The organism is Leifsonia sp. Y878 (genome assembly GCF_057669685.1).
Genome location: NZ_JBYHFS010000002.1, coordinates 789,701 through 803,235, shown reverse-complemented (window position 1 = coordinate 803,235; position 13,535 = coordinate 789,701). Strand labels below are relative to the sequence as shown.

Below are 13,535 nucleotides of genomic sequence, written 5' to 3'. Positions count from 1 at the left end.
ACAAGTGTGCTCCTTTGCGGCAAACCGAGAGCGGATGCCGAGTAAACGTGCATTTTCGCCGTCCCCCCTGCCCTGTGGAGGAGTTGCTCTAGCGAACGGGTGCCGCGGCCAACAGCTCGTCGAGCCGCTCGTATCCTTCCGAAAGGCCGCCTTCCATCCCGCTGGCGATCATGCCGTCCCGATCCTCCTGCAGTTGGTATACGGAGTGCACGCTGACGCGCGTGCGGCCGTTGCCGAGGTCTTCGAAGGAGGCCGAATCCAGGCTGACGTGGCCGGGATATCCGTCGAATTCGAAGGTCTGCACGATTCGCTCCTCTGGCTGGACGCTGTGAAAAACGCCACTGAATCCGTAGACACCGCCCTCCGCGTCTGTGTGGGTGTATGCCCAGGCGCCGCCGGGACGCACGTCGTATTCCTTGAGGTCCATGGTGAGACGCCTCGGCCCGAGCCACTGGGCGACGAGTTCCGGTTCGACGTGTGCCCGGTAGACATCTGCCAGCGGAGCGTCGAACTCGCGCACGATGTCGACAAATGGAACGCCGGGCTGAGCCGTGACGGTAACGGGGTTGTGGGTAGTCATTTCTCTCCTGCTTTCATGGTGTCGAGCACGGCGTCGAGGCGGCGGAACTGTTGCTCGGCGACGAGCCGGTAGTTGTCGATCCATGCGGTGAGCGATTCGAGTGCAGCAGCGTCCAGGTGGCAGGGGCGGCGTTGGCCGTCTCTTGTCCGGGTGATGAGCCCGGCACTTTCGAGTACCTGAATGTGCTTTGACACGCCCTGCTTGGTCATGCTGAACGGCTCTGCAAGTTCATTCACGGTGGCCGGCCCCCGAGACAGTCGAGCAACAAGCGCCCGCCTGACCGGATCTGCCAGAGCCAGGAATGCGCGGTCCAGCTGCTCATCCTGCTCGTGCCGGCCATCACTCTGTAGCATTAATCAACCTTTTCGTTTATCAACCGTTTAGTTGACTCTTTCACGATACGAGCATGCACTCGTGCCGTCAAGGGTGAGATCGGTAAAACTGCATGCCAGCGCAGGCACGCTCGCACGCACAGCCAGCGGCATGTTTGCCGAAGTCCTCGATTCGCCGAGCCCCTCCTGCTTGACTGGTGCTGTGACCACGACCGACGCCACCGGCACTCCGGAATCGACAGAGTCGAACAGCGCTGCAAGCACAATCGGTACACGCTTCGAGCGGCTGAGCACAGAGGCGGCGAGCGCCATCCTCGAACAGGTATGGGGCATCCGTGCCGCCGCGCTTTCCCGGCTGGATACCGAGAACGACGACACCTTTCACGTCCACACGGCGCACTCGATCTCAGCGACCTCAGTAACCTCAGTAACCGCAGCCGCGCGGGAAACAGTTCCCGCTCACGCCGCCGACTTCGTGCTCAAGGTGGCGCACCCCGCCGAGCCAGCAGAGCAGATCGAGTTGCAGAGTGCAGCTCTCCTGCACGCCGCGGCTCGCAACCCCCCGCTGCCCCTGCAAAAGATCATTCCGGCGCTCACTGGCGAACTCCACCCCCGGGTATCAACGCCGCTCGGCGGCAGTCACGATGGCGACAGTGGCGACGGTGACAGTGGCGGCAGTGGCCACGGCGCCAGCCGCATCGGCCGCCTCCTCACGTACATTCCAGGGCGGATGCTGCAGGACACGTCGCCCACGCTCCCCCAGTTGCACGCGTGCGGGCGCAGCCTTGCCACGCTTGCGGCAGCCCTCGCCGACTTCGAGCATCCTGCTGCTCACCGCGCGCTCCCTTGGGACCTGCAGCAGCTCGGAATGCTCAGGGACAAACTGCCGGCCGTTGCCGACGACACCCTGCGCGCCGAACTCGACCGCGCACTCCGCACCCTGCTGCGCGACACCCTCCGCCGACTTCACCGCACGCGTCGCCAGGTGATCCACAACGACTTCCATGGCGGCAACGTCGTGGTGGATCCAGCTGACCCGGCATTCGTCACCGGGATCCTCGACTTCGGCGACACCGTTGCGAGCTTCCTGGTGGCCGACCTGGCCGTGGCCATGTCCTATGTCATCGGCCCAACGGGCGGCAACACAACGGGCATTAACACGACGGGCACCGACCCGACCGGCACCGACACAACAGCCGCCGACCCCTGGCTCGCCGCAGACGCCCTCCGCGACGGCTACCGGGAGATCACGCCACTCACCGACGATGAGCTGGCCATGCTGCATCCGCTCGTCGTCGGCCGACTGGTGCAGCGCCTCGTGCTTGGCAGCTGGCTGGCCGAGTCAGACCCCGCCAATGCGGCGTATACGGCCCGCAACCTGCGGACGACCCTCGACCAATTCGCCAGCGTGAAAGGAGCGCTGTAATGGCCGGACCGAGCAGCTATTTCAACCCCGATCGCCAGGGAGAGCTCGCCGCAGACCAGCGCGAATTGGTCGCACAGCGGGAGCGCCTTCTCGGCCGCGCGTACCGCTTGTTCTACGAACAGCCGATCGAGATCGTGCGCGGTGCCGGCACCCGCCTCTACGACGCAGACGGCACCGCGTATCTCGACGTTTACAACAACGTGCCATCCGCCGGCCACTCCCACCCGCGGATCGTCGACGCCATCGCGACCCAGGCGGCCACCCTCAACACGCACACCCGCTACCTCAGCCGCGGCATCCTGGACTATTCGGCCGACCTGCTCGCCACCTTTCCGGCCGGCATCGACAACGTCATGTTCACCTGCACAGGGTCGGAGGCCAACGACCTGGCGCTGCGGCTGGCCAAAGCGGTGACCGGCAACGAGGGCGTGATCGTCACCCGCAACGCGTACCACGGGATCACCACGGAGGTCGCGGCCATCTCCCCCTCCCTCGGCGGCCTGGGCTCCATCGCCCCGTGGGCACGGGTCATCGACGCACCGACCGGCGACGGCGCCGCCTTCATCCACGATGTGATGGATGCAGCAGACGAGCTGAGTCAATCCGGCCACGGGCTTGCCGCGGTCATCGTCGACACGATCTTCGCCAGCGACGGCGTGATCCCCGGCGACAACACTCCAGGCGCTCCCGGGTTCCTGGCTGGTGTCCTCGCCATGACGCACGCCGCGGGCGGCCTCTTCATCGCCGATGAAGTGCAGCCGGGGTTCGGTCGGCTCGGCAGCTGGAGCGGCGTCGCATCTGCCACAACGGATGCCGACACCCGCGTCCCCTTCGGTGCCCCTTCGTCCGGCCTCTGGGGTTTCAGCCGCCACGGCATCGTGCCCGACATCGTCACGCTCGGCAAGCCGATGGGAAACGGAATGCCCATCGCGGCCATGCTCGCCAGGCGGGAACTCGTCGACGAGTTCGGGTCGAAGACGCGCTACTTCAACACCTTCGGCGGCAACCCGGTGTCGATCGCCGCCGCACAGGCAACCCTCGACGTCGTGCGTGACGAGCGCCTTCACGACAACGCCGCTCACGTCGGCGGCTACCTGGCCGACCAGCTGCGTCAGCTGGCCAGCACGACGCCAGAGCTCGGTGCGGTGCGTGGGGCTGGGCTCTTCATCGGCGTTGACATCGTGGATGCCGCCGACGGGAGCCCCGACGAGGCACGCACCATCCGACTGCTCAACGAACTTCGCAGGCGGCACGTGCTCATCGGGGCATCCGGTCTTGGCAACAACACGCTCAAGGTGCGCCCGCCGCTGCCATTCAGCATCGCGGATGCCGACCTCTTCCTCACCGAGCTGGACGGCGCGCTCAGCGCCCTGCGCTAGCTCGTCGCCCATCGGCTCGGCGGGTCTCGAGACACTCGCTGGCGCTCGTTCCTCGACCAACGGGAGGGACAGAGGGCAGGCGGCTAGAAGATCCGAACGGCAACCTCCGCGGGCGCCGCGAGCAGCTCCTCGATCTCGTCGTCGAGCTTCACCAGGGTGAGCGAGGCGCCCGCCATGTCGAGCGAGGTGCAGTACTCCCCCACATAGCTCCGGCCCACGGTGATTCCGCGCTCGGCCAGCTGCTGGTGCGCGCGCCCGTACAGGATGTACAGCTCGCTGATCGGAGTGCCGCCGAGTCCGTTGATCATGAGAGCCACGCGGTCGCCCGACTGATAGGGCAGGTCATCCACCACCGCGTTCAGCAGCTCATCCACGATCTCATTCGCCGAGACCAGCTTCGCGCGGCGCCGTCCTGGCTCCCCATGGATGCCAACGCCCACCTCCATCTCGTCCTCACCCAGTTCAAACAATGGCGACCCCTTCGCCGGCGGCGTGCAGGAGGTGAGCGCGATGCCCATGGTGCGCGTGACGCTGTTCACCTTCTCGCCGATCCGAACGAGCTCATCGAGGTCTGCGCCCTTCTCTGCCGCAGCACCGACGGCCTTCATCACGAAGAAGTTGCCTGCGACGCCGCGTCTGCCCACCGTCCACGTCGAGTCCTTCACCGAGACATCGTCGTCGATGAACAGCGTCTTGACCGTGATGCCGTCGGCCTCACTCAGTTCCGCCGCCATTTCGAACGCCATCTTGTCGCCGGTGTAGTTGTTGACCAGCAGCAGCACACCCTTGGGCGAGGCCAGCAGCTTCGTCGTCTCGTAGACGTATTCCATGGGAGGGGCGGAGAAGATGTCACCGGGGCACGCGGCATCCAGCATGCCCTTGCCCACCGTCATCACGTGTGCGGGTTCGTGACCGGAGCCCGACCCCTGGATGATCGACACCTTGTTCGGGTTCGGGGCGTCTTTCCGCATGATCAGGTTGTACCCCGGCACATACGTGAGAGTGTCTGGGTTGGCCAGCGCAATGCCGGTGAGCATCTCTGGCACGTACTGCTTCGGGTCGTTGACGAATTTCTTCATGTCCTGGGCTCCATTGCCTTCAGTTGTTACTCCGCCCTGTGCCCCTCCGGCACAGGTTTGATCAGGGAAAACACGGCCGGTTCAGCGCCCCGCCCGTTCAACGCTCGCCTCTTGAACGCTCCGCCCACTCGGAGCTCAGCCGCTCCAGCATCACGGCCACCGCTACGGCGCCGGGATCCGGCGACCCGATGCTGCGTTCTCCGGTGTAACTGGCGCGGCCACGCATCGCCTGCATCGGGGTGGTGGCATCGGCGCTGGCCCGAGCAACGAGCGCGAGCGCCGCGAGGGTGTCGGCAGCGTCGGCCGCGTCGCCGCCCGTGCCAGCCGCGTCCTCGAGCGCATCCGCTACCGGCACCAGCGCGTCGAGCAGGGTCTTGTCGCCGACATCCGAATTGCCGCGTGCCTTGATGCCGTCGATTGCGGCCCGCAGCATCTCCACGACGTCGGCGGCAGTGAGCTCGTCCTTGCCCCTGGCCGATGTCGATGCGCGCAGGAAGGCTGTTCCCCAGATCGGCCCAGACGTGCCGCCGATCCGCCCCGAAATGACCATGGCAATCTTCTGCAGGAACACCGCTGGGCTGCTCCTGTCGTAGCTGTCCCAGTCGGCCAGCACAATCTCGAAGCCGCGGGCGAGCGAGTATCCGAAGTCGCCGTCACCGACGACCGCATCGAGATCGCCGAACTCCTTCTCGTTGTCGACCGCCGTCTGCGCAATGCTGCGCACGACGAACTCGGTATCTGCCACGCCGGATGGGCTCATGTGAGGTTCCTCTCTGGTGCCTGGAGTATCGCGTCGAAATCGGCGAGCGTGACCCACGCGCCAGGGGTGAGGTTCAGCGGATCGGCCAGCGTCACCGTCGCTTCCCCATCGGGGTCGCCGAGGGAGGACACCACGAGGGATGCCCCATCGAAATGTTCGGCTGCCGTGTAGCTGCTCACGGTGATCACCGTCTTCAGGCCTGCGGCGAGCGCCGCGCGCAGTCCGTTCTCGCTGTCTTCGACCACCACGGCATCCGTGGCGTCGATGCCGCGCTCCCTGATCGCATGCAGGTAGATGTCGGGAGCCGGCTTCTTCGCGGCCACGATATCCCCGGCGAAGACGCTGAATCGTGCGGCCAGTTCGTCGCCAACAGCATGGCTGAGCACGGCACGAACGGATGCCTCGGCCGACGTCGACGCGACGGCCAGCGTCCAGCCTGCTGCCGCGGCATCCGTCACGATGCGCCTGATACCCGGACGCGCCGGCATCACGCCTGACGCAACCCGCTCTGTATAGATCGCCGTCTTTCGCTTGTGCCACGCGGCGACGGTGTCTGCCCACTCCGCCGGGTCGTCCGACAGGCCGATCTCGGCGGCAAGGCTCGGCGTGAGGATGCTCGTCATGCGCTCCTTGCCGCCGCCGATCTTCACCTTCTCGGCGTAATCTTCGTCGCTCCAGTGCACTGGGACGCCGAATTCCTCGAAGGTCTGGTTGAACGCAGGCAGGTGGCCGTCACGCTCCGTGTCGGCGAGCACACCGTCACAGTCGAAGATGAGCGCCGGCACGATCAGTCGGCCTTGCCTGCGCTGCCGAACTGCTCGGCCAACGCAATAGTCATGCTGACGATGTCACCGCGGACGAAGCTGAACAACGACGGCGGATCCCACTTGTCCCTGGCCTCCGCGTCTTTCAAGAAGGCCAGGTTCGATTTCATGTAGGTAATCTTCAGCGCCGTTGAGATGTTCACCTTGGCGCAACCGCGCGCGATGAGATCGGCGAACTGGGCGTCGGTGAGACCGCTGCCGCCGTGCAGGGCGATCGGAATCGGATGCGCCTCGACGATGTCGGTGACGCGCTGGAAGTCGAGCACCGGCTCGTGCTTGTACACGCCGTGGGCATTGCCGATCGCCGGCGCGAACACGTCGACCCCCGTGGCTTCGATATAGCGGAGCGACACCTCGAGCGTCTGCCTGGCTGACGGCGTCTCAGAGCCGATGCCGTCTTCCACGCCCGTGATCGACTCGATCTCGCCCTCGACGTGGGCGCCGAATGTCCTGGCCTGCTTGACCACCTCGACCGATTGCCGCTGGTTTTCTTCAACCGGCAGCGTGGAGGCGTCGAAGAGCACGGAGTTCCAGCCGCGCTCAAGGCACTCTGTGATGAGGTCGCGATCCGGGCAGTGGTCGAGGTGCAGGGCGACGGGCACGTCGATCCCCGCGGTCATCGACTCCCACATGGCGTACAACACCTTCGACCCGATCGATCTCACGGTCTTGACGGATGTCTGCACGATGACGGGCGAGCGGGCCTCAACAGCCCCGGCCAGTACGGCTTCCATCGTCAGGTCATTCACGATATTGATTGCCGGAACGCCGTAGCGCGCAGCAAATGCGCGGTCGACGATGTCCTTCAGAGTGGAAACAGCCACATTGCTCACCTACCCCATCTGGGGGTCATCCTAGGGCGAGTGGTGCGTGCCGGACAAGAGTGGACGGCGGGTCTCGAACGCTCGCCGGCGCTCGTTCCTCGACCACCGGCAGTGGGTCAGCGGGTCAGCGGGTCAGCGGGTCAGCGTTCGAAGATGAGCAAAGTGGATGTCGCGCTCGCGTACAGCCGGCCATCGGCATCCGTCAGCGTTGCCTGGGCGAATGCCACACGCCTGCCCGATGACAGCAGCGTGGCTTCTGCACGCACGAGCCCTGTGTCGGCGAGTATGGCGCGGTGGTACGACACCTTGAGCTCCAGCGTCGTGTAGCCCTGGGTCGGGCTGAGCTTGGACTGGGTCGCGCACCCGCACGCACTGTCGAGCATCGTGGCCGCATAGCCACCGTGCACTGAACCGATCGGGTTGTAGGCGTGGTGGCCTGGCACGCCCTCAAAGACCGCCCGGCCGTCGTCGACCTCGACGAGCTGGATGTCGAGCGACTCCGCGATCCCTGGGCGGCGGCCCGTCGAGATGAGCGCCCGCAACTGGTCAAGTCCTGACTGGCCGGGGGCGACCTCGTCGTTGAGCGTCACCGGTGGTCTCCTTCGCCTGCGCGGGTTGTTGCGGCTTGGGTTGGGGCCGACGACGGCGTGGCAGGCGGCGTGGCGAATCTCGACGCAACCTCCTCCAGCACCGATTCGGAGCCGGCGTAGATGCCCGTCTCCCGCGGCCAGTGGCTGATCACATCGGTGAAGCCGAGTTCTGCCGCGCGACCGACGGAATCGTCGAAGGCGCCAACGCTCGACAGCGAGTATGCGCCGCCGCTGTCGAGTGAGAGGTAGCGGTCGAGTGTGGCCGGGTCCCTGTCGACCGCGACTGCGGCGTCGTCAAGCCGTCCGGCCAGGGCCTCGACGGCCTTCCACCAGTCCTCGCCCACGGCGCCGTCCTTGCCGGTGGTCACCCAGCCGTCGCCGAACGTCGCGACAAGTTTCAGCCCCTTCGGCCCGTTGGCTGCGATCACGAACGGAACGCGTGGCTGCTGGCTCGGTCGCCCCACCATGCGCGCCTTCACCGCGGTGTACCAGTCGCCAGAGAAGCTGATGCCGCCAGATCCCGGCGTCTCGTGCCGGAGCAGCTCGTCGAGTCTGGTCACAAACTCCGCGAACCGTTCGTGCCGCTCTGCTGGCGAGTATTCGGGCTGGCCGAGCACGTACGCGTCGAAACCCGTGCCGCCAGAGCCGATGCCGAGCAGCAGGCGGCCACCCGAGATGTCGTCGATCGTCGCGACTTCCTTCGCAAAGGGCACCGGATGCCGGAAGTTGGGCGACGACACGAACGTGCCGAGGCGGATCCGACTGGTGACAACGGCCGCAGCGGCCAGCGTTGCCGTCGTCGCATGCCATGGCTCGTCGGCCAGCGTCCGCCACGACAGGTGATCGTAGGTCCAGGCGTGGTCGAAGCCGAGGCTCTCGGCGCCCTCCCACTTTCGGCGGGCATCCGCCCACGAGTCTTGCGGAAGAATCGTGATTCCATATCGCATGATGCGAGTCTACGGATGCGGCATCCGCTCGCCACTCTCTGCGGCTCGTTTCGTGTGATTGGCCGTCGCCCCCAGTTCTTCGTCACTGTTCTTCGCCGCTGGCCTTCGTCGTTGAAATTTCTTCACTACTGTCGGTTGTCGGTGCCAGACTCTCGGCATGACAGGCATCCAGAGTTCAGCACCCCGTCAGACGCACCCCACAGCGCACTGCGGCATTGTTCCGCCGTACCTGTTGGCACGACTGGCAGACCAGCGCGACCCGAAGTTCCAGGCTGCGGCTGAGGCGGCCAGGCGCTCGCTCGCGCACGACGAGCCGATCCGGTCAGCTCGGCAGTTCTTGCATCCCACGGTGACCGGTGACGCGACGACGACAAAGGGCACGCACCCACTCGACGAACCGCAGCGCATTGTGTCGGACGCCGGCGGCCGCGAGACGCTGCCCGGCGCTGTCGTGCGCAGCGAAGGGCAGCCAGCCACAGCGGATGTCGCGGTGAACGAGGCCTATGACGGTCTCGGGCACACCTTCGACATGTTCCTGAGCGCCTTCTCCCGTGCCTCGATCGACGGAGCAGGCCTGGCGCTCGCTGCGACGGTGCACTACGGGCTCGAGTACGACAACGCATTCTGGAACGGCGAGCGCATGGTGTTCGGCGACGGAGACGGCGAGGTGTTCAATCGCTTCACCATCTCGCTCAGCGTCATCGGCCATGAACTCACCCACGGAGTCACGCAGTTCACCGCGAACCTGGACTATCGGGGCCAATCCGGCGCACTCAACGAGTCCGTCTCCGACGTCTTCGGTGCTCTCGTTGAGCAATACGCCCAGCGGCAGACCGTAGCGGAGGCCAGCTGGCTCATCGGAGAGGGGCTGTTCACCGATGAGGTGCAGGGCGTCGCGCTTCGGTCGTTGAAGGCACCGGGTACTGCGTACAACGACGACGTTCTCGGCACCGATCCACAGCCGTCGAGCATGGCCGACTACGTGACAACGACGGATGACCACGGTGGGGTGCACATCAACTCCGGCATTCCGAACCGGGCGTTCTACCTCGTAGCGGATGCCATCGGCGGGTTCGCGTGGGAGGCCGCCGGCCAGATTTGGTACGACACACTGACCTCTCCAGACCTGTCATCCGACGCCGACTTCGCCGAGTTCGCCGCGGCGACGCTCACCGCTGCCGCTGCACGGTTCGGCGGTGACTCACCGGAATACGACGCGGTGGTTGCCGCGTGGACGACAGTGGGCGTGCCACTGCCGGATGCGCCTCCCCCGGCGGGGACACCACCGGTCACACCGACGCCGAGCGCGCGAACAAAGCGGAGTAGCATCGCGGCATGAGGGTCATGGTGTCGCGAAGCGGCGGAATCGCCGGCTTGCAGCGTGTCTGGGAGGTGCGGGTCGACGACCAGCCGGATGCTCTCGACTGGCGTGCACTTCTGGCCGCGCTGCCCTGGGATGACACCCCGCAGACCGCGCCCGAACCCGATCGGTACATCTACCGCATCCGCTGCGCGCCGCACGAGGTCGTGCTCGCGGAGCCGCAGGTCTCCGGCCAGTGGCGCGAATTGGTGGATCGGGTGCGAGCAGCGGCCAGCGGATGACGAAACGGACGTCGCGTGGGACGATGAAGCATGGCTAACGACGAGGGACCCGTAGAAGTACTCTCCGCCGACGAATGCTGGGACACGTTGTTGTCGACCAGCCTCGGACGTCTGGGCGTCGCCGTTGCCGGCGAACCCGAGATTTACCCGGTCAACTTCGTCACGGCAGACCGCAAGTTGTACTTTCGGACAGCTGAGGGCACCAAGCTGCTCTCCCTGGTGGTGAACCAGCGCGTGGCATTCGAGGCAGACGGCGTCGGCAACGACCAGGCCTGGAGCGTCGTCGTGAAGGGTACGGCGCGCATTATCGAGAAGCAGTCGGAGATCGACTCTGTCAACGCACTTCCCTTGCAGCCGCTGATCCCCACCCTGAAGTACATCTTCGTGGAGATCACCCCGACTGAGATCTCTGGGCGCAGGTTCGAGCTCGGCCCTGAGCCTGAACGGTACTAATCCAGGAGCGCGAGGAGTGGGCTGCGGGGTAAACCGTCAGTCGCCCGCTCGCTTGCCTACCGCAGGACCAGTACCGACAGCAGCGCGACCGCGTAGGCGTCGGCCGGGCTGGATGCCTCGCAGACTGAGACCGTGTCATCGTGCTGCACATCGACTTCGAAGCGGTCATCCGCCAGCCGTCGCAGTGCGCGAAAACTCGATCCGAGAAGCTCTCTGAGCTGGTCTTCCCTCGGCAGCCAGAGCGCATCCTCGAGGGCGAGCGAATCGAGCGCCCACTCCGTTGTGCCGTTGAATCCCAGGATCGTGCCCGTGTCGAACACGTGCGGCTCGATCGTCATGTCGCTGACGGTGAAGACGTCGCCCTCCAGCTCGGCGCGCTCAATGCGGAAGGCATCCCCAGACAGCGGATGCCACACCACTCCGAGCAGCCGCAGCTCGCGGGCCAATTCGGTGGAAATCATCCCCCATTATTTGCACCGTCCGACGCGGAATGGAAGAGCGGGCACGGAGATGCCTGCAGCGCGATCAGCCGCGTGCCGACGTGCGCCGCGCCACGGTGGCCAGACGCCGTCGTGAGCCCGCACAGCACAACGGCGTGGTCACGAGTGCCGTCGGCATCCGTGGCCACGCCGTGTGCGTGAAACAGGTCGAGTGGTTAGCTGACGCCCAGCAGGTCGATCACGAAGATCAGCGTCTGGCCGCTCAGGTGGTGTCCTGAGCCTGCGGGTCCGTATGCCAGGTGCGGCGGGACGATGAGCTTGCGACGGCCGCCGACCTTCATGCCCGGAATGCCCTGCTGCCATCCGGCGATCAGGCGGTCAAGCGGGAAGTTGATGGACTGGCCGCGACCCCACGACGAGTCGAACTCCTCACCGGAGTCGTACTCGACGCCCAGGTAGTGCACGTCTACCGTCGCGCCTGGCGTCGCTTCTTCGCCGTCTCCCACAACGATGTCAACGATCTCGAGGGCCTCGGGCGCCGGGCCATCTGGTGCGTCAAGTTCTGGCTTTGAATTCAAATCAGTCATGTATCCATCCAAGCGGATTCTCGCCCAGTTCGCACAACCGAAAATTCCTCCTTGCGCGAACGGATGCCCGGGTGCAGGCTGTTAACAGATGAACTCGTTGACCCGGGAGAGTCGTAGGCAGTGCCACACCACCGGGCGGCGAGTTCTTCCCGTTAAGGGCGATGTCGGGTAAGGGAGATGTCGGGCTCGCGGACGGTTTCGAGACGCGGCCTCGTTCCTCGGTCGCTCCTCAACCGCCGGGGCGGGGCTACACGCGGTCGAACATCGTCTCGGGGTTCAGGATGCCGAGCGGATCGAACACGGCCTTCAGCTGACGCTGCAGTTCATAGCTGGTGTCGCCCAGTTCTTCGGCGAGCCAGCGCTTCTTCAGGATGCCGACGCCGTGCTCTCCCGTGAGCGTGCCGCCGAGTGCCAGCGCCGCGTGGAAGAGTTCGCTGGCCGCATCCCAGACGGCGTCGGGTACGAGCGGAGCATCGACGGCGCGGTCGGGGTCGGCCTTGATCACGAAGTTCGGGTGCAGGTTTCCGTCGCCGGCGTGCGCGACGGTGGGGATGAGGATGCCGGTGCGCGTGCTGATCTCGTCGATCGCCGCGAACATCTCCGCCATGCGTGAGCGGGGCACGCTGACATCCTCGATGAGAACCTCACCGAGTGCGACGAGCGCCGGGTGAAATGACCGGCGAATCGCGAGCAACCGCTCCCCCTCTGCGGCATCCGTCGACAGGCGAGCGGTGCCGCCGCTCGCGGCGAGGATTTCCATGGCCAGCTCGGCCTCTGCGACAGCTGCGACGCCATCCGTTTGAACCAGCAGGAACGCGCCTTCGTTGATCGGCAGTCCGGCCGTGCCCGCATCATCGAGGTAGGCGGCGATGGTGGTGAGCGCCATCGGGTCGAGGAGTTCCATGACGGCAGGTTGCACACCCTCAGCGATGAGTCGAGCGGATGCCGCCGCCGCTGTCGTCACATCGGGGAACACTGCGCCGATGGTCATGGTGACGCCCTGCACGATTCGTCGCGTGCGTACCGTCGCCTCGACGATGACGCCGAGCGTGCCCTCTGAACCCGTCATCAGGGCGGTGAGGTCGTAACCGGTGACGCCCTTGACGGTTCGATGACCCATTTCGAGCAGGCGGCCGTCGGCCAGCACCACCTTCAAGCCGAGCACGGCTTCCCTGGTGACGCCGTATTTGGCGCACAATAAGCCCCCGGCGTTCGTCGCGATGTTGCCGCCGACGCTGGCGATGGCCTTGCTGGCCGGATCTGGCGCGAACCACAGTCCGTGTTCGGCGAGCGCATCGTTCAGGTTTTGGTTGATGACCCCCGGCTCGACGACGGCAAGCTCGTCTTCCGGCCTGATTTCGAGGATCCGGTTCATGCCGGCAACGCTCAAGACGATGGAGCCCTCGCCGCCGCAGGCGCCGCCGGCGAGCCCGGTTCCGCTGCCGCGTGTGACGACAGGAACCCTGAACTCTGTTGCGATGCGCAGCGTGGCCTGCACGTCCTCGATCGAGCGAGCGTGGACGAGCGCAATCGGCGTGCCGTCGGCGACCCAGCCGGATCGATCGACCCGGCTGGCCGCACGTTCGTGTGGATCGGTGCTGACAATGCTCCCGAGTTCGGCGACGAGACGGGAGAGGAGAAGAGCAGACATAATCGCTAAATTACACTGCGCCAGCAGGTCTCCCCCGACGCGTGACGCCCTCTTACCGGGA

16 protein-coding genes are annotated in these 13,535 nt (G+C 65.7%); 5 read left to right on the top strand and 11 right to left on the bottom strand.

The window, feature by feature from the left end; all coding sequences use genetic code 11:
- Window positions 1-88: 88 nt before the first annotated feature.
- Together AC25Y4_RS09900 and AC25Y4_RS09895 are read right to left on the bottom strand one after the other, a co-directional pair.
- Window positions 89-580 (bottom strand): SRPBCC family protein, encoded by a 492-nt coding sequence (locus AC25Y4_RS09900; protein ID WP_488120221.1) that lies wholly within the window; start codon window positions 578-580, stop codon window positions 89-91.
- Entirely contained in the window at window positions 577-933 is a 357-nt protein-coding gene (locus AC25Y4_RS09895) for an ArsR/SmtB family transcription factor (protein ID WP_488120220.1), read from the bottom strand. The genes AC25Y4_RS09900 and AC25Y4_RS09895 overlap by 4 nt, the downstream gene beginning before the upstream one ends.
- Before the next feature lie 181 nt (window positions 934-1,114).
- Between AC25Y4_RS09895 and AC25Y4_RS09890 the strand changes: the two genes are divergently transcribed.
- Both AC25Y4_RS09890 and AC25Y4_RS09885 read left to right on the top strand, forming a co-directional pair.
- On the top strand, window positions 1,115-2,338 hold the full coding sequence (locus AC25Y4_RS09890; RefSeq protein ID WP_488120219.1) for a phosphotransferase: 1,224 nt from the start codon (window positions 1,115-1,117) through the stop codon (window positions 2,336-2,338).
- The gene (locus AC25Y4_RS09885) at window positions 2,338-3,717 is read left to right on the top strand and encodes an aspartate aminotransferase family protein (protein ID WP_488120218.1); all 1,380 of its coding nucleotides are present in this window, start codon (window positions 2,338-2,340) and stop codon (window positions 3,715-3,717) included. The genes AC25Y4_RS09890 and AC25Y4_RS09885 overlap by 1 nt, the downstream gene beginning before the upstream one ends.
- 83 nt (window positions 3,718-3,800) lie before the next feature.
- Here the strand turns inward: AC25Y4_RS09885 and dhaK are convergent, their stop codons facing one another.
- The 6 genes from dhaK to AC25Y4_RS09855 form a co-directional block, all read right to left on the bottom strand.
- Window positions 3,801-4,796: a dihydroxyacetone kinase subunit DhaK gene (gene dhaK / locus AC25Y4_RS09880; protein WP_488120217.1), complete on the bottom strand. Its 996-nt coding sequence runs from the start codon at window positions 4,794-4,796 to the stop codon at window positions 3,801-3,803.
- Window positions 4,797-4,893: 97 nt separating this feature from the next.
- Entirely contained in the window at window positions 4,894-5,556 is a 663-nt protein-coding gene (gene dhaL / locus AC25Y4_RS09875; protein WP_488120216.1) for a dihydroxyacetone kinase subunit DhaL, read from the bottom strand.
- Window positions 5,553-6,341, bottom strand: coding sequence for an HAD-IA family hydrolase (locus tag AC25Y4_RS09870; protein WP_488120215.1), 789 nt, complete (start codon window positions 6,339-6,341; stop codon window positions 5,553-5,555). The genes dhaL and AC25Y4_RS09870 overlap by 4 nt, the downstream gene beginning before the upstream one ends.
- Window positions 6,342-6,343: 2 nt before the next feature.
- The gene (locus tag AC25Y4_RS09865; protein WP_488120214.1) at window positions 6,344-7,204 is read right to left on the bottom strand and encodes a class II fructose-bisphosphate aldolase; all 861 of its coding nucleotides are present in this window, start codon (window positions 7,202-7,204) and stop codon (window positions 6,344-6,346) included.
- A 140-nt stretch (window positions 7,205-7,344) separates the two neighbouring features.
- Window positions 7,345-7,794 carry a PaaI family thioesterase gene (locus AC25Y4_RS09860; protein WP_488120213.1) on the bottom strand — a complete coding sequence of 150 codons (450 nt, stop codon included), beginning with the start codon at window positions 7,792-7,794 and terminating at the stop codon, window positions 7,345-7,347.
- Window positions 7,791-8,741 carry an LLM class flavin-dependent oxidoreductase gene (locus tag AC25Y4_RS09855; RefSeq protein WP_488120212.1) on the bottom strand — a complete coding sequence of 317 codons (951 nt, stop codon included), beginning with the start codon at window positions 8,739-8,741 and terminating at the stop codon, window positions 7,791-7,793. Before AC25Y4_RS09855 ends, AC25Y4_RS09860 begins: the two co-directional genes overlap by 4 nt.
- A 157-nt stretch (window positions 8,742-8,898) precedes the next feature.
- Between AC25Y4_RS09855 and AC25Y4_RS09850 the strand changes: the two genes are divergently transcribed.
- Genes AC25Y4_RS09850 through AC25Y4_RS09840 form a run of 3 tightly spaced genes read left to right on the top strand, consistent with a single transcriptional unit; the run spans window position 8,899 to window position 10,796 of the window.
- The gene (locus tag AC25Y4_RS09850) at window positions 8,899-10,080 is read left to right on the top strand and encodes a M4 family metallopeptidase (protein WP_488120211.1); all 1,182 of its coding nucleotides are present in this window, start codon (window positions 8,899-8,901) and stop codon (window positions 10,078-10,080) included.
- Complete coding sequence (locus AC25Y4_RS09845; RefSeq protein ID WP_488120210.1) at window positions 10,077-10,343, top strand: protealysin inhibitor emfourin; 267 nt, start codon at window positions 10,077-10,079, stop codon at window positions 10,341-10,343. Before AC25Y4_RS09850 ends, AC25Y4_RS09845 begins: the two co-directional genes overlap by 4 nt.
- A 30-nt stretch (window positions 10,344-10,373) precedes the next feature.
- Window positions 10,374-10,796, top strand: a complete 423-nt coding sequence (locus tag AC25Y4_RS09840) for a pyridoxamine 5'-phosphate oxidase family protein (protein ID WP_488120209.1) — start codon at window positions 10,374-10,376, stop codon at window positions 10,794-10,796.
- Between the two features lie 56 nt (window positions 10,797-10,852).
- On the opposite strand, the gene AC25Y4_RS09835 is transcribed toward AC25Y4_RS09840, so the two are convergent.
- From AC25Y4_RS09835 to AC25Y4_RS09825, 3 genes are all read right to left on the bottom strand, one after another.
- Window positions 10,853-11,257, bottom strand: a complete 405-nt coding sequence (locus AC25Y4_RS09835; protein WP_488120208.1) for a pilus assembly protein CpaE — start codon at window positions 11,255-11,257, stop codon at window positions 10,853-10,855.
- 194 nt (window positions 11,258-11,451) lie between these two features.
- Window positions 11,452-11,823, bottom strand: a complete 372-nt coding sequence (locus AC25Y4_RS09830) for an FKBP-type peptidyl-prolyl cis-trans isomerase (RefSeq protein ID WP_488120207.1) — start codon at window positions 11,821-11,823, stop codon at window positions 11,452-11,454.
- 247 nt (window positions 11,824-12,070) lie between these two features.
- Entirely contained in the window at window positions 12,071-13,474 is a 1,404-nt protein-coding gene (locus AC25Y4_RS09825) for an FAD-binding oxidoreductase (RefSeq protein ID WP_488120206.1), read from the bottom strand.
- Window positions 13,475-13,535: the final 61 nt, after the last annotated feature.